We start from the raw sequence: 23,430 nt of genomic DNA, 5'->3' as shown, positions 1-23,430 counted from the left end.
CTGTCAACTATCAACTGTCAACTGTCAACTGTCAACTGTCAACTGTCAACTGTCAACTGTCAACTGTCAACTGTCAACTGTCAACTGTTGTTTGCGGATTCACTAAACCAGAATGATTGGCAATGTTGCCCGCCGGTTCAAATCTGCCTCCTAAATATTTGGCTAGGAATTCTTCGGCGATCGCATAAAAGTGCAGCCGATTTTCCGGGCGTGCAAATCCGTGTCCTTCGTCTGTATAAAGCACGTATTCTACAGGTTTGCCGGCTTGCTTCATGGCATTGACAATTTGCTCGCTTTCTGCTTCTTTCACTCGCGGGTCGTTGGCACCTTGGGCGATTAGTAAAGGTTTTTGGATGCGATCGACAAAAGATAAAGGCGAGATCGATTTCAAAAACTCTGGTTCTGTTTCCAAATTGCCCACGCGGTGATACAGACTTGCTTTTCTCGGTTCCCAGTAAGGGGGAATAGTTTGCAGCAGTGTAATCAAATTGCTTGGCCCGACAATATCGACGGCGCAGGCAAAAACATCGGGACTAAAAGTCAATCCCACTAAGGCAGCATAACCACCGTAAGAACCACCCATAATCGCAATTTTATCGGGTTGGGAAATTCCTGTTTCTACCAGCCAATTAACTCCATCTAGCAAGTCGTCGTGCATCTTAGCGGCCCATTCGCGATTGCCGGCATTGAGAAAGGCTTTGCCGTAGCCGGTGGAACCGCGAAAATTGATTTGCAAAACGGCGTAACCTCGGTTTGCCAGCCATTGGGCTTGTGGATTGTAACCCCAGGTATCGCGTGCCCAGGGGCCACCGTGAACTAGCAAGACTGTGGGTACGGGTGTTGAGACACCAACCGGTTTTGTCAGGTAGCCGTGAATGGTTAAACCATCTCTTGCGGTGTAAGAAATGGGTTCGATTGATGATAGTGGTAGCCCTTCGAGTTTGGGTTGGTTGCTAAACAGAAAGGTGAAGGTTTTGGAGGCGCGATCGTACACATAGTAGTAAACTGGGCCGTCGTCTGTTCTGTAAGCGACTAGCCAAGTGGTATCGGCGAGGTTGCGGCTGGTAAGGTCGAATTCGCCGGGGCGAAATTTGCCGAGATCCTCAAAATCATCTGCTATACTTTGGTCTAAAATCTGCCACTCTTGCTTGTCCTTGTAGAAGGAAACCGCCTGAATCTCTCGCTTGGTGGGGTGTCCGACAATGTTGCCGACATCGTATTCTGGGTCAGAGGCGAGATCGGTTTCTTGTTTAGTTTCTAAGTCTAATGCGATCAAACGTTCGGCGTTAGCATCATGATTGCCGATGATGTAAAGAATTTTGCCGTTTTCTGAGAACATGAGGGCACCACCTTCCTCATCGGGCCCCCACCTTCGCAGGCTTTCCCAAGACTTGTCGGCAGTTTCCCGAAACACCAATTCTGAGCCACCGTCGGCAGTAGTGGCTGTGGCCGCCCGCACTTGGAATTGGGCGTCAGCAATCCAACGGACGACGTTACCTGGGTTGTCTGTCTCAAATTCAACGGCACCATTTTTGAGGTTGATGCGGTAAACGTCGTGTTTGCTGCGATCGCGGATGTTCATTCCCACTAATATTTCATTGGGGAATTTGCGGTCAAAGGCGATCGTCTGAGCTTGAACGCCTTGAAATGGTGTCAAGTCGCGAACCAGATTTGACTGGATATTGACTGAGAATAAATGCCAGTTTTCATCACCCTCAGCATCTTGGAGATAAATTAGCTCTTCGCCGCTGTAAGTCCAGTAAAAGATGCGGATGCCTCGTTTTTTATCTGCTGTCAGTTGGCGATCGTCTGCTTGACCGACGGTACGCAATTGCACTTGCAAAACGTTGTTTTCATCTGGTGCAATGTAGGCAAGATACTTGCCGTCGGGTGAAAGTCGGGGGCTAGTTTTTTCGGGATTTCCGAAGAGAATTTCCCGCTCTATCAACGGTGGAAGTTCAGTTTTGGGCTGTTGAGATGTGGAAGTTGGCATCTTTTTGCGTGCGTAATATTCTCTGAATCTACACTCCGACAGAAAAAACCAGGTTTTTACCAAATATGCGGGTATTAGTGAAGTATTTTCGTGAAAAACCCGGTTTCGGAACCGCCATCATAAGTCCTACAATCAACCGTCAACGGTTAACAGTTAATAGTCAACAATTAACTAACTTTTAAGCAAATCCTGAATCGGCTTGCTAATCCAATTGAAACCAACTTTTAACTGATGATCAAATGTTGGCATCCGATAGAGATAAGCTAAGCGGCGAGCAATGTGGGCTAGTTGTCCGTCGAGTTTAATTCCTAAACCGGCCAGGGTGGCGTTGTCAATTCCTAATGTCATCATTTCTCCTAGCGGCTGATAGCGGAAAGGAAGTAATGGGCGGCCGGTAAGGGATGCCCAAATGTTCCATGCGGTGTAGTCAGCTTGCTGGAAGGCTGTTTGGGCTGTTCCGGGGACTTTTTGACCCGTTGCATCGTGACATTCAGCTAAGTCTCCCAAGGCAAATATATCTGGATGGTCGATTATTTGCATTGTCGGATTGACTGTTAATTGACCGCGGCGGTTTTGTTTGAGGGGTAGCGATCGCACTGCTTGACTAACTTGAGTTCCTACTGTCCACAGAACTATGTCTACGGGGAGAACATCTAATTGTCCTTTGTAAAGTAAGGATATTGTGTCCGCTTCGATCGCCTCTACTTCTGTTTCTAAGTCGATCCACACTTTCCGTTTTTCTAAAGCTTGGCTGGCGGCTTCGCGGTTAAACTCCGGTGATGTCCGCAGAATCATGTCGCTTTGTTCGACTAACCGCACGCGACCTTTGTCTCCGAGTCGATCGGCTAATTTACAAGCTAATTCTACTCCTGAATAACCGGCGCCGACGATCGCAACCCGAATTTTATCGGTGTTGCTGGCTTCTAAAAACCGCAATCTTTCTTCTAAGCGGTAGGCGTCGTCGAGAGTGCGAAAAGAGTAAGCATATTCAACCGCACCCTTGACCATATCTAGAGGGGTTTCGCCACCTAAAGCTAAAACCAGGCGATCGCACGGAATTTCGGGCCCGTCGTGCAACTGCACTCGCTTTTCCTCCACATCGATGCCGGAGACAGTACCCTGACAAAAGCGCACACCTGTGTTCTGCAAGAGTTCGGCAAACGGTGGGGCAATTTCCCAGGTTTGGAGTTCGTCGGTCAGGAGTTCGTACAGCAGGGGAACGAACAAAAATCGATCGCGGCGGTCAACTAGGACAATTTCGGGTTTTTCGGTTTTGGAGAAGGGTAACTGACTCAAGCGCAGGGCTGTGTAGAGTCCGCCGAAGCCTCCGCCGAGAATGCAAATCCGGGGTTGTTGTTGAGTCATGGTGTTTTGTTTGAGGGGCGATCGGTAGCAAGGAAACTTATCTTATTGTAACGAGAGTGGGGGAGTGAGGGAGTGGGGGAGTGGGAGTGGGAGTGGGAGAAATGGGGAGAGGGGGAGAGTGGGAAAATCTTCCCTGTTTCCCTCGATCCTCAAGATCCATCCGTTAAATGCGTTAAATGCGTTAAATCCGTTGCCGAACTGTTTTCTCTATCTCTAGCCTTGATTAGCTCTACCTATTAGCCACCCTCAAATTTTCTGAATGTTCGTAGAACTAATTTTGTACTATATTAGTTTATAACGAATTATTTCGCAAATTTAATTCACTTTTTATAGGGTCATCTACTGTAACACTTGCCCCCGCACTCACAAGTGAAAAAATCATGCAAATTTCCTCGAATTCTTCTAAATTTAAGAACGGCGATCACAATAACGAAGACGGCTCATCTTTGTTAAAAAGCGAAGAAAAATATAAAAATTTAGTAGCTAATATTCCCGGTGCTGTCTACCGCTGTACCTGCGAGTATACGGACGACGAGGAATTAACACGGACAATGGCGTTTTTGAGCGAGACGGTTCAAGAAATATCAGGCTATCCCTCTTCTGATTTTATCAACGATCGCGTCCGTTCTTTTTCCAGCATTATCCATCCTCAAGACCGCAAAAATGTGGATGCTACTGTCAAAAAAAGTGTAGCAACCAGAACTTCGTACATCCTTGAATACCGGATTGTCCGGGCTGACGGCGAAATTAGCTGGGTTTACGAAAAAGGCAAAGCTGTTTGCTGCGAGGCGGAAGAGGCTAGAGGAAAACAAGAGGGACAAGAGGAACTTGAGGACTTTTTGTCGGCTGTGGTTTCGCCGGTTTCGCCGGTTTCGCCGATCGCAAATTCTCTGTGTCGGGTTGTTTATCTCGACGGAGTGATTTTGGATATTACTGAACGAAAGCGAGCTGAGGAAAACCTGCGAAACACTCAAGAGTTTCTGAATGCGGTACTGCAAAATCTGCCGATTAGTGTCTTTATTAAAGATGCTGTCGAGCAAAAATTTATTTATTGGAATACTGCTAGCGAAGAATTGTTTGGCTATTCGAGGGATGAAGTGCTCTTAAACAATGCTGCTGACTTGTTGAATTCAGAGGAGGCAAATTACTTGCAAGCACAAGATTTAGAAGTGTTGGCAACGAGAAAAGGCGTCGATTTGCCTGAAGAAACTATCCAACTTCCCCATCGGGGAAAGCGGATTTTGCACACAAAAAAAGTTCCTTTATTTGACGATTCGGGCGCGCCTAAGTACATTCTGGGTATTGCTGAAGATATTACGGAAAGAAAAAAAAATGAAACCGAATTGTCGCGTTTGGCTATTGTAGCTCAAAAAACGCAAAATGGTGTGATTATTACTGATGCTCAAGGCTGCATTGAATGGGTGAATGAAGGATTTACTCGGATTAGTGGTTATGTGCTGGCAGAAATACATGGAAAAAAACCGGGTGATGTACTGCAAGGCCCTCAAACAGACCCGCGAACTATTGCTAAACTGCGATCGGCTTTGGCTGCAGGTGTGCCGTTTAATCAGGAAATTTACAATTACAAAAAGGAGGGAAAGGGTTATTGGGTGGCACTTTCGATCGCCCCCATTTATCACGAAAATGGGGAACTCGAAGGTTTTATTGCGGTGCAAACTGATATTACGGATCGCAAGCAAGCAGAGGAAACACTCAGGGAGAGGGAGAATTATTACCGCTGCATTGTCGAGACGGCTTCGGAGGGCGTTTGGATGTTTGACAGCGAAAGTATCACGACTTTTGCTAACTCTCGGATGGGCGAAATGCTGGGGTATACTGTGGAGGAAATGGTGGGGCGATCGCTATTTGAGTTTATCGACTGCGAGTCTAGGGAAATAGCTGAAAGTTATGTCCAGCGCAGGCGGCAAGGCCTTCGTGAACGTCACGATTTTAAGTTTACTCGCAAAGACGGATCTCACTTGTGGGCGATCGTCTCGGCGACGCCGATGTTCGACGCTGAGGGCGAATTTTCAGGTGTTTTGCGGATGATTACCGATATTAGCGATCGCAAACAAGCAGAAGCAGAATTGCGCCAAACTCTCCAAGAGTTGGAATTTGAAAAATTTGCTTTGGATCAATCGGCAATTGTCTCGAATACCGACGAATTAGGAGTTATTACTTATGTCAACGAGCAATTTTGCGAACTATTTAAATTTTCCCGAGAAGAACTGATCGGCAAAACCCACAGACTTGTTAATTCTGGTTATCACCCAGCCGATTTTTTTAAGCAGCTTTGGTCTACTCTCCGCCAGGGAAAGGTTTGGCGGGGAGAAATGAAAAATCAAGCTAAAGACGGCACATTATTCTGGTTGGATACTACGATTGTACCTTTCTTAAACACGAACGGCGAACCCCATCAATATGTAGCAATTCGTAAAGATATTACCGATCGCAAACACGCAGAAGAAGCGGTGCGGCTTTCCGAAAGTCAATTGAGGACTAAAAATCAAGAATTGGCAAAAGCCCTACGGGACGTGCATAAAACTCAAAGCATGATGGTTCAAAATGAAAAAATGGTAAGTTTGGGGCAATTAGTCGCTGGGGTTGCTCACGAAATCAACAATCCAGTTAGCTTTATTTACGGCAACGTCATGCACGCTGACGATTACTTTAAAGACTTGCTAAAAATGCTCCAACTTTACCAGCAGGAATACCCGCACCCAACACCGGCAATTCAACAAGAGATAAATGATATCGATTTGAATTTTCTGCTCAGAGATTTGCCGAAGCTGTTAAATTCGATGAAAATGGGAGCCGAGCGAATTCGCCAAATTGTGCTGTCACTGAAGAATTTCTCGCGATTAGATGAAGCCGAACAAAAGCAGGTGGATATTCACGAAGGGATTGAAAGCACTTTGTTGATTTTGCAGCACAGGTTTAAAGAAACTGCAGGACATCCAAAAATTGTGCTGCTCAAAGAGTTCGGCAATTTGCCCCGCGTACAGTGTTATGCGGGACAGTTGAATCAGGTTTTTATGAATATTATCGGCAATGCAATTGATGCTTTGGAAGAGGCAATGGAGACTGGACATTGGGCGGAGGGGGAACAGGGGCCTATTCCTTATTGTCCTTCGCCGACGCTGCGGATTTGTACGGATGTAAAATATGAACAGGATGCTGTGATGCAGGCAGAAACAGCAGATTCTGATGCTTCGAGTCGGCATCCTTCTCATATTGTGATTCGGATTGCTGACAACGGCCCGGGGATTCCGATAGATGTTCACGAAAGGCTATTCGATCCGTTTTTTACTACGAAAGAACCTGGTAAAGGTACTGGTTTGGGGCTGTCGATTAGCTATCAAATTGTGGTGGAAAAACACGGCGGGCAGCTTAAATGCCATTCAGCACCGGGTCAAGGCACGGAATTTGCGATCGAGATTCCTGTGGGGAATAGTCAGTAGTCAGTAGTCAGTAGTCAGTAGTCATTAGTCATTAGTCATTAGTCAGTTGGCAGTTGTCATTAGTTAACAGTCAACAGTTAACAGTCAACAGTCAACAGCTAACAGTCAACAGTCAACAGTCAACAGTCAACAGTCAACAGTCAACTAATGAAATATAACGTAATTTACGACGGCAATTGCAATCTCTGCGTTACCTTGGTGCAGTTACTAGAAAATTTAGATAAAGGCCAGAATTTTGAGTATATTTCCATGCAAGATTTAGAGCAATTAAATCGCTTTGGAATTACGTCTCAAGACTGCGAAATGGGGATGATTTTGATAGATAGCAACACCCCGGAACGGCGCTGGCAAGGTAGCGATGCGGCGGAGGAAATCGGGCGGATAATGCCTGCTGGTGAGGTGTTTGTGGCTGCTTACCGGGCAATGCCGGGGATGAAGTGGATGGGCGATCGCGTGTACGAACAAGTCCGCGATAACCGCTATACTTTGTTTGGCAAGCGATCGACTACTTACAAATCTGTTTATCCGGTTGGCTGTAGGTCGATCGACAATTGCGATAATAGCAAAGACTAAAGTCCTTACTACAAACAGGAGAGCCGTGAAAACTGAAGTCCTCAAAAAGATTGATTAAACAAATCGAATATCTGCTGGCAAAAGTCTTTGAGTTTTTGCGCCGACTCCACCGCAGGTTCGGTTAGACCGAGAAAATTCCAATTTTCCACAGTAGAAAAGTGCCACTGCTGACCGCTATGATCGTAACCGGCGGCCTCAACCCCGATCGCCCGCCGATATCCTTCCACCGGATCTTGGTAAAATCGGATTTGAATCAAAATACTGCGGCTTTGTAGCAAGCGACTTCTACCGGGAAAATGGAAGCCAATGTCGATCGAATCTGGATCTACAAGTTCTCTGGTATCCTCGTCATTCATCCAAGGTTTCAAATCGACTTTTGCATCCGGGAATTCGGACTTGAATAAATTAACAACCGCAGCAATTTTGCTGGCAACTTCTATATTTTTGGCTTGTTCGGCAGCGTTCACTCGAAAAACTCCTATCAAATATAGTTATTACATTTAGCTAATAATGTAACTGCATACTGCCGAATGTAGACTGTGAACAGCGGACTTTTTCAGAAATAATTAGGCATTGACAAATTTTCATATATGTGTTGTGCCGTTTTTAGCCGAGTCTCGATCCCCCTAAATCCCCCTTAAAAAGGGGAGTAGGGGTTGACTTTGAGGATACTCTTGTCCCCCCCTTATTAAGGGGGGTTAGGGAGGATCTCCGGGTTTTAAAACACGCCATAGTTCCATAATCTTAATTCAGGGGAAGGGCGATCGCAAATTCCGAACCTTCTCCCAGCACTGATTCACAAGTTAGTTTACCGCCATGGGTTTCTTCCACAATTTGGCGGCTGATAGACAACCCCAAACCCGTACCTTTCCCTACTCCTTTGGTAGTAAATAGATGGTCAAATATTTTCGACTTGAGCTCCGATGACATCCCTTGACCGTTATCTTTGATTGTAATCACCACGCTGTTGTTATCCTCCGAGAGTTGAGTGATAATGGCGATCGTATTCGGTAAAGCTTCAATTTCAGCATAAGTACGACCCTGATTGAATTCGTCAAAACACTCGATCGCATTTGCCAGCAAATTCATAAATACCTGATTCAGTTGCCCAAAATAACATTTAACTGGCGGGATATCTCCGTATTCTTTGATAACTTTAATCGCGGGGCGAGTATCTTTAGCTTTCAGACGATACTGTAAAATCATCAAAGTGCTGTCGATGCCCTCATGAATATTTGCTGATACTTTATTCGCACTGTCAGCGCGGGAAAAAGTCCGCAAAGACTTGCTAATATTGCGGATGCGTTCTGTACCTGATTTCATAGATAAAAGCATTTTCGGCAAATCTTCGATCAAATATTCTAAATCAATCTCCGATGCTTTATCTTCTAACTCATTTCCTGGATTAGGAAATTTTTCTTGGTAAAGTTGTAAGCAATCAATCAAATCTAAGCTCGCCTCAGCAGCAGCATCAAGATTGCCCGCAATAAAACCAAGCGGATTGTTAATTTCGTGAGCAACCCCTGCAATCAAGTTGCCGAGAGCCGACATTTTTTCGCTTTGAATGAGTTGCAGTTGCGCCTGTTGCAATTCATTGAAAGATTTTTCTAACTGTTGAGATTTTTCTTTCTCGCGCGCGTACAAACCAGCATTCTCTACAGCAATAGCAACTTGAGAAATTAACACTTTGAATACTTCTACTCTCTCTGCTGTAAAAGCTCCTACCGTCAAAGCATTTTCTAGATAAATTATTCCGCGCCGCTGAGATTGATAAATAATCGGCAAACAGAGAATTGATTTGGGTTGATATTTCTGAATGTAGGTATCTACATTAAAAGGTTCGGCGACAGTCGCATTGTCTAAAACCAGATGCTTTTGACTGCTGTGTACATAATTAATCACAGACAGGGGAATATCTTGACAATTTTCTACGGGAATAGACTGTAAAATTGTCACTTTATCCTCCGCAAAATTCCCAGTAGCTTCTATGCAGAGAATATCGTTTTTCAGCAGCAGCAGCACTACTTTTTGAGCCGCCGCATTTTCTAAAATAATTTTGATTAATTTTGTCAACAATTTTTCTAGAACAATTTCACCGTTAATGGCTTGCGCCGACTTAATAAAAGTAGCTAAGTCTAAGAAATCGCCTAAACTACTACTGGTAGTATTTCCGGTGGCAGTGCGGGTGACATCGAGGGTTGGGGTTTGAATTGTGCGCGTCTGTGCTGCTAAGAAAGGATGTGTTGATTCTAAGTGTTTAACTTTAGCTATGGCTCCCCAATGGATATATCCATAATAAGCTTTAGTCAGATATGCTTGCGAAACTATCTCTTTACCCAAAGCTTGATAAAATTCTCCTGCTAATTCATAGGCTAATGCTTCCTCTTGAATGTAACCGTTTTTGGCTGCTCCATCAATTGCGCGATCGTACAAATCCATTGCTTCAGTATTTTGCCCTAAAACTCGCGCTGTTTCCGCTGCTACCAAGTCGTATTTGTGTTGATAATTCATCGGAGCATCAACTGCCCATTTTTTCATCTTTTTTTGGTTTTGCAGCACTTTTTCCCAATATTGCTTTTGTTCCCCTTTGCCCGTTGCTGGATACAAAGCTATGATACTGAGAGAGGAGTAAAAATTATTCCGAGCAACCACATCAAATCCGGCTACAGACTCCTCGTGTTTCTCAAATAACATTGAATTATCTAATGCTTGCGCGTAGTTTCTGAAGATAAAATTAAGCTGAGTTTTGGCTTGATAAACCAAACCCACTAAAAAAAAGTTTTTACATTCTATTAAAATGGGGAGCATTTTAACTTCATTAAATTTCTCACCGACTAAATGACAGGGTTCGACAGCTTGACCGCGCAAATTGAGGGCTGTCTGCCTGGCTATACTGATATACTGTACAGCCATTTCAAGTTGAGATTGCTGCATTAGTTTCATATATTTACCAGTCTCCTGCTCCACCAAATCTAGAGGCTCTCCTATCGACAGTTTGTTTAAGCAATATGCACCTATAGCATAACCAGCAAATTCCAAATTTCCCGTTTCCATCCCATTTTTAAAACCTTCTTTGAGATCGGCTAATCCTGATTTGAGATCGGCTTTCCAGTGGTGAATAAAAGAACCAAATGTTGCATAAACTCTACTTTTGATTGAACGGGAGGGAAATTTGTCTAACATCCTAATTGCCAGTTGACCGAATTGGTATGCGGAACTACTGTCCCCTAGCTTGCACATAACTACGCCATAATAAACGTAGGCAATACTTGCATAAGGCGAATTACCGTATTTAATACACAGCTTGACCATCCTAAATGCCAGCAGCGGTATCAGTGGGGGTTGTGCCTGAATAGCACTGCTAAGAATCCCTGATAAAATCCGCATGGCTGCTTGTTTTTCGGGATCAATCATTTCTGGCAAGTTAGCTAAATCCTCAATTCGTTTCAATCCCAAGCTCAGTTTGGTATTACTCAGTCCCGCCATAATATTCAGCGCGTGGGGATGTTGAGGAAAAGAAATGCCTAACAGTTTCAGGACTTCCAGTCCTGTATTGAGTGCTTCTACCACTCTATTTTGAGCGTTATAAGACTGGATTTGAAGTTCATAAACATTCACTTTTTCCAGTAAGGTTTTAGCTTTTTGCAGTACAATATCAACCAGCTTTTTTGAATCTTCATAGTTGATGTTTAAGTATTCAGATTCGGCTCTTGACTCGTAGATTTCTAACGTTAAGTCATAGTGGCTTTGCCAAGAATCCGCAGGCAATAATTCCATAGCAACCCGCAAATACCTAACAGCAGCTTCATACGCAGCAGCCGCTTTAGCCTTGCGTCCAGCAGTTAAGTTTAATTGTGCTAACTGAGTTTTTTCTGACTGTTGGCTAATCGTGTCAATTCCGACATTCAATTGATTGACGATATCAAAGATGTTTTCTTCTAGCTTGTCTAGTGGAGTATTCTGTAAAAGTAATTGACCGATTTTTAAATGGGTGGATTGCTTTTGGTCGTCGGGAATTAGCGAATATGCCGCTTGCTGAACGCGATCGTGCAAAAATCTGTAACTAACCCGCGAAGTGTCTAACTTGAGATTGATTGATTCGGCTCTATCGAAAACTAAAGGAATGCGATAAGCATCGCTCAAGGGCAGAATTAACCCGGCTTGCAAAGCTGAATAAAGTTCAGTAGCTGTAGTATTAGCTGACTTTTCGCTAACAAGTGACAGCACATCTAAAGCAAATTTATCTCCCACGCAAGCTGCTAGCTTCAACACTTCTTGCGTGGCTGTGGGCAGCTTTTCAATGCGAGAAGCTACCAGTTCCACCACACTTTTATCGGTGATTCCAATGGCTTGGATTTCATCGATACTCCAATACCAGCCACCTTGACTTCCCTCATTTATAATGTGATTAAATTCAAATTTCAAAAGAGAGTCTTGATAAAGTGCTTGGAGTAATTGGGTCAAGAAAAAAGGATTGCCGCCCGTTTTATTCCAGATTAACTCGGCTAGATTTGTTACTTTTTCTTTGGAAGTGTTAAGTGTTTCAGTGACTAATTCCGTCACATTTGCTAAATCTAGCGGTTGCAACACGATATTGTTGACTATTGTACCAGTTTTTTCAATTTCTTCTACAGTCTGAATTAAGGGGTGGGTCGGACTAACTTCATTGTCTCGATAGGCACCGATTAGCAACAAATATTCTTGGTCAGGGTCAGTTATCAGTATTTGCATCAACTTTAATGTTGCTGAATCGGCCCACTGCAAATCATCTAAAAAGATAACTAGGGGGTGTTCTTTTTGGGCGAAAACACGAATAAATTCTTTGAATACCCGATTGAATCGATTTTGGGATTCTACAGGGGCGAGTTCTGGGACTTCTGGCTGCTTGCCGATGATTAATTCAACTTTTGGAATTACGTCGGCAATTACTTGGCCGTCTGTTCCCACTGCTGTTAAAATTTTAGTGCGCCATATTTCTAAGGAAACAGCACTTTCTGTTAGCAATTGTCGCAGCAAGGAGTTAAATGCTTGGATTAATGAGGCATAAGGAATGTTGCGTTTTAGTTGGTCAAATTTGCCGCTGATGAAGTAACCTTTTGACCGGGTAATGGGTTTGCTAACTTCGTTGACTACGGCTGATTTACCGATGCCTGAGTAGCCTGATACTAGCATTAGTTCGCTTTGGCAATGGGCGAATTTTTCTGTATTTTGGTTTGGTGGAAAAGATGCGACTGAAAGGGTTTCTGCATTGGGGCGGGCGGGTTTTTCTGTATTTAGGTTGGGTTGCAAAGATTTGGGTGAACCCGCCCCTACACGTTCAAATGCTGCTAATAGTTCGTTGACTTGTTGTTCTCTACCATACAATTTTTGGGGGATTAACAATTGGCTGAGAATATCTAAGCGTCCGGGGATGAAGTCGGCAATTTGTCCGGTGGTTTCTAACTGATCCAAAGAAATTTCTAAGTCGGCTAACAATCCGGCAGCACTTTGATATCTATCTTCGGCATTCTTGGCCATTAATTTCATCACTATCTCTGAGATGGCGACAGGTATTACTGAATTGGTTTGATGGGGATATATTGCTTGAACTGCAATGTGGCTATAAACTACTTCTAAGGGGTCGTTGCTGCAGAAAGGCAATTTTCCTGCCAGCATTTCATATAATGTGATACCAAGGGAATAAAAGTCTGTGCGGTAGTCGAGGGTGCGGTTCATTCTCCCGGTTTGTTCGGGTGACATATAGGCTAATGTGCCTTCGACTGAGTTGGGATTGTTAAATTGCGGATTTTCTTTGTTGAGTTTTGTAGCAATGCCGAAGTCGGTGATTTTTACTTGTTTTGTTTGCGAGTTAATTATGATGTTGCTGGGTTTGATGTCTTTGTGAATAATGTGATGAAAATGCAGGTATTGTAAGGCTTTGACTATTTGGATGGCGATGTGTAACTTGGCTTCCAGGCTCAAGGTTTCTCTTTCCAGCAGTTTTGCGAGGGATTCGCCGCCAAAGTCTTCTAAAACGATGCCTAATCGGTGGTCGAATGTTTCGATACTTATGGCTTTGACGATTTGTTCGCTGTCTAAATTTTGGCGGATTTGATATTCGTGTTTGAGCCTGGTAATGGCTTCGAGGGTGGGATATTCGGCTTTGAGGACTTTCAGAATTTCTGGTGCCGCTTTTCTCGGTGTTTGTCCGCGATAGATGATTGTTTCGACGCCTTCGTGCAGAGTAGAATTTATTTGGTATTCTGATAAGTTTAACATAACTTAACTTATAAATTACAGGAGCTAATTATTATTAGGTTAACACTACTTAATCTAAATTAAGTGTGATTTTGATCGTGTATTTGGCGATTTCCAATCACACGGAATATAAACTAAGTGAAAATGTGGGCTTGATCATTTGTGTCAACCAACATTTAAAATGTAATATTGGTCTTGTGTGTGAGTCCCGAATGCTTTGGCTGCAAAGTTTTTCAGGGGGATGGGAGCGATCGCACTGGGCCTAAAACAGCCGGAGATGGGAGCGATCGCACTGGGTCTCAAATAGGCAATTGAACAGGTTCTCAATCGCTGACTACTGTAACTTCACAGATAGTAGAAATAGATTCCGGGTCAGGCAAAATACGCACGCGGGCGAATTTTAAACCGCTAACTCCTTGTTGTGATTCTACCATGCCAGTCTGAACTTTTGGCTCTACCCAACCTTCGCGAGACAAGTAGCGCAAGTATTGCTGATATTCTTCCCACTCTTCCTCCGTGGAATAAACAACAGTCAACATTCCCGACTGGGTAATTCGCTCTTGTGCGTCTTTGTCAACGGCTTTTTCGATCCGCTTTTTCACAAGTTCGTAGCGAATGTCGCGAGTGCCTTTGACATCAAACATTTTTTCGGTGTTTTCGTTGTGAAAAATGTCGATCGTGGTATTCTGCACTAAGACTAAATGTGCGAGTTCCATATTGATTTGAGACTCGGCTTGTAGGCGAAAAACTGTGCGGCCACAATCGCAAATAGCTCGCAGTTGTTCGTACCGCAAACTGTGCAGGTGAAACTGGCTAAATTTGGGATCGATCGATTTTCCTACATAAATCATGTGATCGATGCCGTCGGTGCATTCGATGTCGCAGTAGTGGGGGAGAATTTGCTGCATTTTTTCTTGCCAGCGGGCCCAGGTTTCCTGGAGTTTGGTGCTGATTAAGTTCAGCATTTGGTCGTAGCGGTTGCGATCGCTGTAAACGCAGTTATGTTCGTTTTCACAGGCTGCTTGGTAAGCTTCAACGGCTGCCTGAACCTTGGGCCCGCACTGCACAAAATAGTCAAAATATACTTCTAAATGCTCGTTTAAATACTCGGCGGCTCGCACCTCCATATCGACTGTTACTTTTTGTTTTAAATGCTGGATGTAGTCGAGCAAGTCGAGCCGCAGTTGCTCGCCGAGGTGGGTAATTTGTGTTTCGCAAACGGCATCAGCTATGACTAAACCTAAGCGGAATTGTTCGAGCAAATCAGTTTGAATGGCTCGGTTTCTTTCGTCGCTAGAACCGCGAATGTCCGAAATTCCGTACAGCGGATGAACATCAGCAAATACGATTGTTTCAGCAGGTAGTCCCCAACTTCGCCTTTCTGCTTCTTGGGCGAACCGCCATTCGACTGCGGGGTGGATGTTGTGAATGTGGGTAAACCGTTCTTGGATGGCTTGCCGCAGGGCTGCAATGAAGGCGGGAATGAGTTCTTGGGCGTGTTGAGTGTCAATGCCGTTGAAGTGGTTTGGCCGATCGCACAACAGCCCCACAACACCCAAAATCCGCACCCCGCACCCCTCACGGGTGACGGATTTGACTACCAGGGGCACCAGCAGCATCGATCGAGTTCCCATTCTCCGCAAAGTTCGATCGCACTCGGTTTCGCACTCCCTACGCAAGTCTGGCACGTTCCAAACTTGATTTGCTGCTGTGGCCTTCAAAAAGTGAGAAGCTTCTAGGGAGTGCATTGAATAAAGAATCGGCTGCAAATGTTGGCCGTCTTTTGCAACTAATAGCTGTACCTGTTCGCCGTCGGGCCGCAGCAGCAAAGTGCCGTCAGCATTGAAGAGCGATCGCAAACACCGATCGATTTTCTCAAATTTGTCTGGCCGCAGCATCGAATCTTGATCGATCAATAACTGAGTCAGCCGCCGAATTTGCTCCTGCACAGTGACATCAAAACCTTCTAGCAGCAGCAAGCCTTCTACGCGATAATTATCCAACTGCAATCGATCGGCTAAATTTTCCAGTTGATTCGGCTGCATCAGCCAAGCTTCCCGTTCCGCAACAGGCATTAATCTTAAAGAAACATCCGCAAATTCATCTATTTTTGAATCAATTCGAGTAATTTTTAACTGTTCCGAACCCAGCCAAAACTCTATAAATCTGGGTTCTCGCTGTTTGGGGTTTTTTACACTCGCCGTGACAGGTTCGTCTAGGACCCGCAAACCGTCGATGTCAATTTGATAATATTGCTTAAATACCCAGTGCAAAAGATGGCGGCGGTACAATTGTTCTGCAGTTTTGCCGCCCCAATCATCGAACAGTTCCAGCAGAGTGATGTCGGTTTCTGCAAACAAACCGTTGATAGATTGAGTTGCCAAGGACGTTTCCTCCCCACCGGCCAAGCGGCAAAATGCTGCGTTAGCGTACCGCAGGGCAAAAGTTCCCGGTTGCATTACTGCGATTAAAACGCGGCGATCGCCAAGAAATTGAAACAATCGCTGTAAATCTTGTTTCCACGTTTTCAAGGGTTCAATTTCTGAAGATTGACTGGGTACTTTGCCCGCCAAAGCTTCCAGTAGCTGTTCTATACTTGGTTCGCTGGGCAGATTGTTACTGTCTTGCTTTGTTGGGACGATATCTGTCGCTGGCAGTGATTTTACGGAGTTGTTGTTTTGATGGGAAGACGATTTAGGAGTAGACATGAGTAAAACACCTGAAAGCAGTGGATTTTGCCAAAAAATGTCAGCGATCGGCGATTATGACTTTGTAAAGAGCTTATATCCTGTTTGTAAAGTTTGTGTATGGGTATCGGAAACTGGGTTTTTTCTCGGAGGATGGGCCCAGGGACTTTTACTTTTATTCACAAACAACCTCTCAGTCTCGACGTTATAGGTGATATTAACGTGTTTACTGCCTGGGGGGTAACACCCATTATAAGCGGTAGACTGTAGCGGATAGTGTCAGCAACTAATGCTATTTGACTCAAAGGCGAGATCTATAGCAGGTTTGGGTTGAATGAAGCACAGCCCTGGTAATTGGTAATTGGGAATTGGGAATTGGTAACTTATACGATCGCCTAGCCGAAGTATTGGTAATTCTAATTGACTCTAGACCAGCCGGTTGCTTGTCATTAATTGAGGAAATAAAAGTTGCAGCCAAAATTCCAACATACTTGCTATTGGGCAAGGAAATAATTAAAATGTATAATACAGCTAACAGGATTTTTGAAAGGACATACTTATGGCTTTAACGGTTAACAATCTCATTGCCGATGTGACGGGATTTCCTGTATTTGCTGGGGGCGGGCCACGTCTTTTGGGATTCGCTACACCCGATGAGATTAACGTAGGGAATGGAAATTTGTCGTCTTTTCCCTGGGGAGTTTGGGGACTCGACGGCAACGATACTATAGGAGGTTCGTCGGATTCCAACGAACGGCTGTTAGGAAATAACGGCAATGATATTATCGGTGGTGGCGGCGGAAATGACATAATTTACGGCGGTAAAGAAGACGATCTCCTGGATGGAAATGATGGCAACGACGTAGTTAGGGGCGACGCCGGAAATGACCTTATCTTTGGAGGGTTCGGGAACGATATCATGCGGGGAGGGCAAGGAGACGACGATTTAGACGGCAATGAGGGCAACGATTTCTTAGCGGGCGATCGGGGAGTTGACGTGCTCACGGGAGGCTCCGGTGCTGACATATTTGTGCTCAGAAGCAACGATGAAGCATTTGGTATAAATGGAGCAGATGTCGTTACCGATTTTAACTTTGACGAGGGCGATCGTATCGGTTTGACGGACGGTTTAACAGAGTTAGACCTTTTCTTTGAAGATGACAATTTGATTGCTTACGATAACGACGGAATTATCAACGACATGGTAATTGAAAACATAATTACCGGACAAGTTGTGGGGATAGTTTTAAACACGGACAACTTTGAACTTATCGGTGCATTTGAACAAGCAAGTCCGTTTGCTTTGGCAGTTAACGGTTCTCAATTCCAGTTTTTGGCTTAGTTATTTGTAGGGAATTAGACGGGCTATAGAGTTAGTTCCGGGTACGAGACACGGCAGTTTTGCGTAGGACACGGTACTGCCGTGTCCCTACAGATAGCGGGCAATCTATCTATAGGCAACCGTACTTTGCAGAATTCTTAAAATGGATATTGCCGAAGTTTTAACACTGGCAGATGAGCTAGGTATACTGGAGGTCGATCGAATACCGAGCGAGTTCCAAACGATATCATAAATGATAATGAAGAATAATAAAAATTATAAAAGTAGCGAGAAGTTAGGTAAATCACAGCCTAAATCTCTTATACTAATGGGTTATTTTTTAGCAGTAGTTGCTACTTTAATATGGGCGGGTAACTTCATTGTTGCCAGAGCTTTTAATCAAGATATTCTACCCGTAGGACTAGCCTTTTGGCGATGGACGATCGCTGTTGTAACTCTGACACCATTCGCTATCAAAACCACAATCGCAGACTGGAAATTGGTACAAAAACATCTGCCATACTTGGCTGTATCGGGGTTTTTAGGCGTGACTGCTTTTAACACATTAATCTATATTGCAGGTCACACAACACAGGCCACAAACTTGTCATTAATCGCTGCTTCTTCCCCTATTTTTATCGTACTAATGTCTAGAATTTTTTATGGAGAAATTATATTTCTGACGCGGTTCGCGGGAATTGCGATCACAGTCAGCGGCGTTATACTTTTGCTCGCAGGAGATTCTTTAGAAAAATTACTCAATATTTCTTTCGCCATTGGCGATATTTATATGCTATTGGCGGCCATAATCTTCGCTGGCTACACCATGTTAGTCAAACGCAAGCCATCGGCCATGCACATCACAACCTTTAGCTTATGTACTTTTAGTTTAGGGCTATTATTCTTAGTACCCTTATATGCCCTTGAATGTTGGATTTATCATCCTGTTGTCTTTAATCCAGCCATCGTGAGGGCATTGCTCTACGTTGGAGTGCTTTCTTCAGTAGTGGCCTATCTCGCATGGAATCAGGCGATCGCCCTAATTGGCCCTTCCCGCACAGCTTTAATTTACTACATGATTCCAGTCTTTAGCGGTCTTGCTGCGTGGCTTATTCTCAATGAACCGATCGCCTTAGTTCATCTCTTTAGTACGTTGTTAATCATTGCAGGCATTATTATCACTAATAGACAGTAAGTATATAACAAAAGATCCCAACTCATAGCGCGTTAATCCGTGTTCATCAGCGGTTAAAAAATAAAAACATCCAACTTTTCCCAAAACTTGCATCCAAACAGCCCCATTTAGCCTTAAAATTAAAAAGACTGACTAGCCAACAATGCCCTATGTTTGAAGCCCTTGCCGATCGACTCGAATCCACCTGGAAAAAACTGCGCGGACAGAATAAAATCTCCGAGTCCAACATTCAAGACGCCCTCAAAGAAGTCCGCCGCGCCCTCCTGGAAGCCGATGTCAACCTCCAAGTCGTCAAAAACTTCATCTCAGAGGTAGCGGCAAAAGCACAAGGCGCAGAAGTCGTTTCAGGCGTCCGTCCCGATCAACAATTCATTAAAATCGTCCACGACGAACTCGTGCGCGTCATGGGGGAAACCAACGTACCTCTCGCCACCGCAGACTCCGGGCCCACAGTGATCCTGATGGCAGGTTTGCAAGGAACCGGGAAAACCACAGCTACCGCCAAACTAGCACTCCACCTCCGCAAACAAAATCGTACCGCACTGCTAGTCGCAACCGACATTTATCGACCAGCCGCGATCGACCAATTGCTGACCCTCGGCAAACAAATTGACGTACCAGTATTTGAATTAGGCAAAGACATTGACCCCGTAGAAATTGCCCGCCAAGGCATCGAACACGGCAAACAAATCGGCATTGATACCATCATCGTCGATACAGCAGGCCGCCTGCAAATCGACCAAGATATGATGGCAGAATTGGGCCGCATCAAACAAACAGTACAACCCCACGAAACGCTGTTAGTTGTTGATGCCATGACCGGCCAAGAAGCAGCCAATTTAACCCGCACCTTTCACGAACAAATCGGCATTACCGGCGCAATCTTAACCAAATTAGACGGTGACAGCCGCGGCGGTGCAGCCTTATCCGTGCGGCAAATATCCGGCGCGCCGATTAAATTTGTCGGCGTCGGCGAAAAAGTGGAAGCATTGCAACCATTTTATCCCGATCGCATGGCATCGAGAATTCTCGGCATGGGCGATGTCTTGACGCTAGTAGAAAGAGCGCAAGAAGAATTTGACATCGCCGATGCCGAAAAAATGCAAGAGAAAATGCTCACGGCAAAGTTTGACTTTACCGACTTTCTCAAACAAACCAGACTGTTAAAAAATATGGGTTCCCTCGGCGGCATCATGAAAATGATTCCGGGGATGAACAAACTCTCAGACGAACAAATGCGGCAGGGAGAAGTGCAGCTAAAACGCACCGAAGCCATGATTAATTCGATGACAGTTGAAGAACGCCGCAATCCCGAACTTTTAGCAAGTTCTCCATCCCGCCGCCGCCGCATCGGCAAAGGCGCAGGCTACGCTGAAAACGACGTAACTAAACTGGTTAGCGATTTTCAGAAAATGCGTACTATGATGCAGCAAATGAGTCAAGGCAACTTTACAGGAATGGGAGGATTACCCGGAATGCCTGGAATGCCAGGAATGGGCGGCCCCGGAATGCAGCCCGGTTCCCGTGGCTATATGGGTGCCCAGCAGAAGAAGAAAAAGAAAAAAGATAAGCCTAAAAAAGGTTTCGGACAGTTGTAGAAAGCGTCAAACATATTGCACGATTGTCAAAAAATTGTAGGGGCGGGTTCACCGATCATAATTGCCTAAAACACACAATCTCCTAAACCCGCCCCACCCCGTGCGAGAGTCTTTTAACTTTTTTTTGTTGCCGAGTTCAATCTAAAAAAAACTGGAATTGAATATGGTACAAATATTTACTGAACCAGAAACCATATCTATAGAATTGCCAAACGCGATCGGGATTGTTGTCAGTAGCGAGCAATTCGAGGCCCTAGCATTGGCAAATCCCGACTTGAGATTAGAGAGAACCGCCGCAGGAGAATTAATAGTGAATCCACCCACAGGAGGAGAATCAGGCAGCCGCAATCTCAGCATCAGCGGGCAAGTTGATCGCTGGTGCGAAGCACACGAGGATTTAGGAGAAGGTTTTGACTCTTCTACTGGATTCATCCTCCCCAATGGTGCTCGCCGTTCTCCCGACGCTTCCTGGGTGAGTCGAACTCGCTGGGAGGCACTAACTCCAAAACAGCGCCAAGGCTTCGTTCCCCTGTGTCCAGACTTTGTAGTAGAATTGCGCTCGGCATCTGATAGTCTCTCCACCCTTCAAACTAAGATGCGGGAATACATCGACAACGGCGCAAGATTGGGCTGGTTGATTGACCCGCAAAACCGGCAGGTAGAGATTTATCGACAACAAGTAGAAGTAGAAATATTAATCAATCCTGCCGAGTTATCCGGGGAAGACGTATTGCCAGGATTTGTGTTGAATTTAAGGCGAGTGTGGCGTTAGAGAGTTTTTGATACCAAATTCGCAATCCCCGATTCCGCACCCCCCAAGGGGCAGCATCCACTGCAAGAGTGCGACTCAAAGTCGATCGTCCGAGACAATAGTGAATCAAAATATCGGAAATTCTGTGTTACTGAGCATAAACCCGCTAGGAATTCCTAAAAATTAACGTTCCGGCATGACGTAAATTTTATAAATTCATAAAATACCAAAAATCCCACCCAAACTAACTATTAATTCCCAGCAGAATTGAGTTCGCATGATGATGAGAGTAGGCTTTTGAGCCTATCCCACAAGAGTTTCCTAAAATTTATTGAGCCAAACTAGATGTCAGGCCAGCTTGCTAGCCCTACTTTTAAGCCTAATAGTTCGGTTGCCTTTTCGCTGTCTACAGGCCTAGAAAATAAATATCCTTGCCCCAACTCACACCCCAACTCTCGCAGTTTCTGTAGCTGTGTTGGCGTTTCTATGCCTTCTGCCACAATATCCATATCTCGGCTGCGAGCCAGCGTCACAATTGTCTGGATAATTTCTACGCCGCTGTTGTCTAACCCTATGCGGCTCACAAAAGAGCGGTCAATCTTTAAGGTATCAATGGGAAACTCGTGTAAGCGGCTTAAAGAAGAATAGCCCGTGCCAAAGTCATCGATACACAACAGAATGCCTAGAGCTTTTAGCTGCTTCAACATCTTTTCTTCCCTGGATACTGTTTCTAAAATGCAACTTTCAGTAATCTCTAATTTTAAACAGTAACTTGGAAAGCCAGTCTGCTGCAAAATCTCCTCAATTCGATTGACTAGGTTTACTTGCTTGAGCTGCACGGGGGAAAGATTGACATTAATCGCCAAGGGAGGTGTTTGGGGAAACTGTTGCTGCCAAATACTGATCTGGTGACAAGCTTCCTGCAAAACCCACCACCCCAGTTCATTGATCAAACCAGTTTCTTCAGCCACAGGGATAAACTCAGCAGGCGGGTACATTCTGCCAGATGGGTGATACCAGCGCACCAAAGCTTCAAAGCCACTCAGTTGCCCGGTAGAAAGGGAGACAATTGGCTGGTAGTGAACGCAAAATTCTTGTAGCGCGATCGCCCTTCTCAAGTCGTTCTCCAACTGCAAGCGCGTCATCGCCACAGTTTGCATAGCTGGATCGAAAATTTCGTAACGCCCTCTACCTTGAGCTTTAGCATAATACATAGCAATATCCGCATCTCTGAGTACGTCTTCTGGGCGCTCATAACCCATTGTGCTAACGATAATTCCAATGCTGATCTCGGTAAATACTTCATAATCATTCAAATTAAACGGCTGCCTTAATTGATTTTGGATGCGTTCAGCCACCCTGTTTGGTTCATCAATATCTTGAATATCTTCCAGCAAGATCACAAATTCATCTCCTCCAAACCTCGCAACTGCATCTGTATGGCGTAAACAAACTTGCAGTTGACGAGCAATGCTTTTTAGTAATTGATCCCCAACCAAATGTCCGAGGCTATCATTCACTACTTTAAAACGATCTAGATCAATAAATAGCACCGCATATAGATAATCTTCACGTTTGTACGACAAGTCGATCGCCTGTTGCAGCCGATTCATAAACCAAGCGCGGTTAGGCAACTCCGTTAGCGCGTCGTGAAAAGCATCATGTCCTAATTTTTCTTCTCTTTCCAGCAACTGAACTTGAGCCTGTTCAAGCTCGTTGCAGGCTTGTCTAAGTTCAGCCGTTTGAGAAGCCACCCGTTCCTCTAACTCAGAAGTGAGTTTCTGCAAGGCCGCTTCCGCCTCTTTTCGCGCTTCAATTTCCTCTTTGAGAAGCACATTTTGCTCTTCCAGCGTCTTGGTCAAATTTCGCAGTCTCAGGTGTATTTGCACGCGGGCTAGGACCTCTTCTTGCTGAAAGGGTTTGGTAATATAATCTACTGCCCCCAGTGACAGACCTTTCACCTTATCCACGCGATCCGTAAGAGCTGTCATAAAAATCACAGGGATATCTTTCGTGGCCACCGATGCTTTTAAGCGGTAGCAGGTTTCAAACCCATCTATCCCCGGCATCATCACATCTAACAATATGATATCTGGCAAAACTTGTTGTAGCTTATCAATAGCACTTTCCCCATCCTTAGCTACTAAAACCTTGAAGCCTGACTCCTTCAAAAAATCGAACAGAAGTTTTAGGTTATTCGGGTTATCGTCAACAATTAAAATTACATTGTCTTTTTTGTTAACCATTTT

General features: G+C 44.7%; 12 protein-coding genes. 6 read left to right on the top strand and 6 right to left on the bottom strand.

Annotated elements, in window-relative coordinates; genetic code table 11:
• Positions 1-73 precede the first annotated feature (73 nt).
• Entirely contained in the window at positions 74-1,993 is a 1,920-nt protein-coding gene (locus QUA36_RS06515; protein WP_333456255.1) for a S9 family peptidase, read from the bottom strand.
• A gap of 171 nt (positions 1,994-2,164) precedes the next feature.
• A complete protein-coding gene (locus QUA36_RS06510; RefSeq protein WP_333454149.1) occupies positions 2,165-3,358 on the bottom strand; it encodes an NAD(P)/FAD-dependent oxidoreductase in 1,194 nt (397 codons plus the stop codon).
• A 380-nt stretch (positions 3,359-3,738) separates the two neighbouring features.
• On the opposite strand from QUA36_RS06510, the gene QUA36_RS06505 reads away from it, so the two are divergent.
• Both QUA36_RS06505 and QUA36_RS06500 read left to right on the top strand, forming a co-directional pair.
• Positions 3,739-6,819, top strand: coding sequence for a PAS domain S-box protein (locus QUA36_RS06505; protein WP_333456253.1), 3,081 nt, complete (start codon positions 3,739-3,741; stop codon positions 6,817-6,819).
• A 147-nt stretch (positions 6,820-6,966) separates the two neighbouring features.
• A complete protein-coding gene (locus QUA36_RS06500) occupies positions 6,967-7,392 on the top strand; it encodes a DCC1-like thiol-disulfide oxidoreductase family protein (RefSeq protein WP_333456251.1) in 426 nt (141 codons plus the stop codon).
• Positions 7,393-7,433: 41 nt separating this feature from the next.
• Here QUA36_RS06500 and QUA36_RS06495 read toward each other — a convergent pair whose 3' ends face one another.
• The 3 genes from QUA36_RS06495 to QUA36_RS06485 all read right to left on the bottom strand — a co-directional run bounded on the left by QUA36_RS06495 (position 7,434) and on the right by QUA36_RS06485 (position 16,337).
• Entirely contained in the window at positions 7,434-7,859 is a 426-nt protein-coding gene (locus QUA36_RS06495) for a hypothetical protein (RefSeq protein WP_333166661.1), read from the bottom strand.
• A gap of 277 nt (positions 7,860-8,136) precedes the next feature.
• Entirely contained in the window at positions 8,137-13,650 is a 5,514-nt protein-coding gene (locus QUA36_RS06490; RefSeq protein WP_333456249.1) for an AAA family ATPase, read from the bottom strand.
• Between the two features lie 302 nt (positions 13,651-13,952).
• Entirely contained in the window at positions 13,953-16,337 is a 2,385-nt protein-coding gene (locus QUA36_RS06485) for a GAF domain-containing protein (protein ID WP_333456247.1), read from the bottom strand.
• 538 nt (positions 16,338-16,875) lie between these two features.
• Here QUA36_RS06485 and QUA36_RS06480 point away from each other — a divergent pair.
• The 4 genes from QUA36_RS06480 to QUA36_RS06465 all read left to right on the top strand — a co-directional run bounded on the left by QUA36_RS06480 (position 16,876) and on the right by QUA36_RS06465 (position 21,202).
• Positions 16,876-17,658 carry a calcium-binding protein gene (locus QUA36_RS06480; RefSeq protein ID WP_333456245.1) on the top strand — a complete coding sequence of 261 codons (783 nt, stop codon included), beginning with the start codon at positions 16,876-16,878 and terminating at the stop codon, positions 17,656-17,658.
• 238 nt (positions 17,659-17,896) lie between these two features.
• A complete protein-coding gene (locus tag QUA36_RS06475; RefSeq protein ID WP_333456243.1) occupies positions 17,897-18,832 on the top strand; it encodes a DMT family transporter in 936 nt (311 codons plus the stop codon).
• 149 nt (positions 18,833-18,981) lie between these two features.
• Positions 18,982-20,430, top strand: a complete 1,449-nt coding sequence (gene ffh, locus QUA36_RS06470; protein ID WP_333451245.1) for a signal recognition particle protein — start codon at positions 18,982-18,984, stop codon at positions 20,428-20,430.
• Positions 20,431-20,593: 163 nt separating this feature from the next.
• Positions 20,594-21,202, top strand: a complete 609-nt coding sequence (locus QUA36_RS06465) for a Uma2 family endonuclease (RefSeq protein WP_333166677.1) — start codon at positions 20,594-20,596, stop codon at positions 21,200-21,202.
• 320 nt (positions 21,203-21,522) lie between these two features.
• Here the strand turns inward: QUA36_RS06465 and QUA36_RS06460 are convergent, their stop codons facing one another.
• Positions 21,523-23,427 (bottom strand): EAL domain-containing protein, encoded by a 1,905-nt coding sequence (locus tag QUA36_RS06460; RefSeq protein WP_333456241.1) that lies wholly within the window; start codon positions 23,425-23,427, stop codon positions 21,523-21,525.
• Positions 23,428-23,430 lie beyond the last annotated feature (3 nt).

The sequence above is a fragment of the Microcoleus sp. Pol10D4 genome, from assembly GCF_036701555.1.
Lineage (GTDB): Bacteria > Cyanobacteriota > Cyanobacteriia > Cyanobacteriales > Microcoleaceae > Microcoleus.
This window is presented reverse-complemented; position numbering and strand designations above follow the sequence as displayed.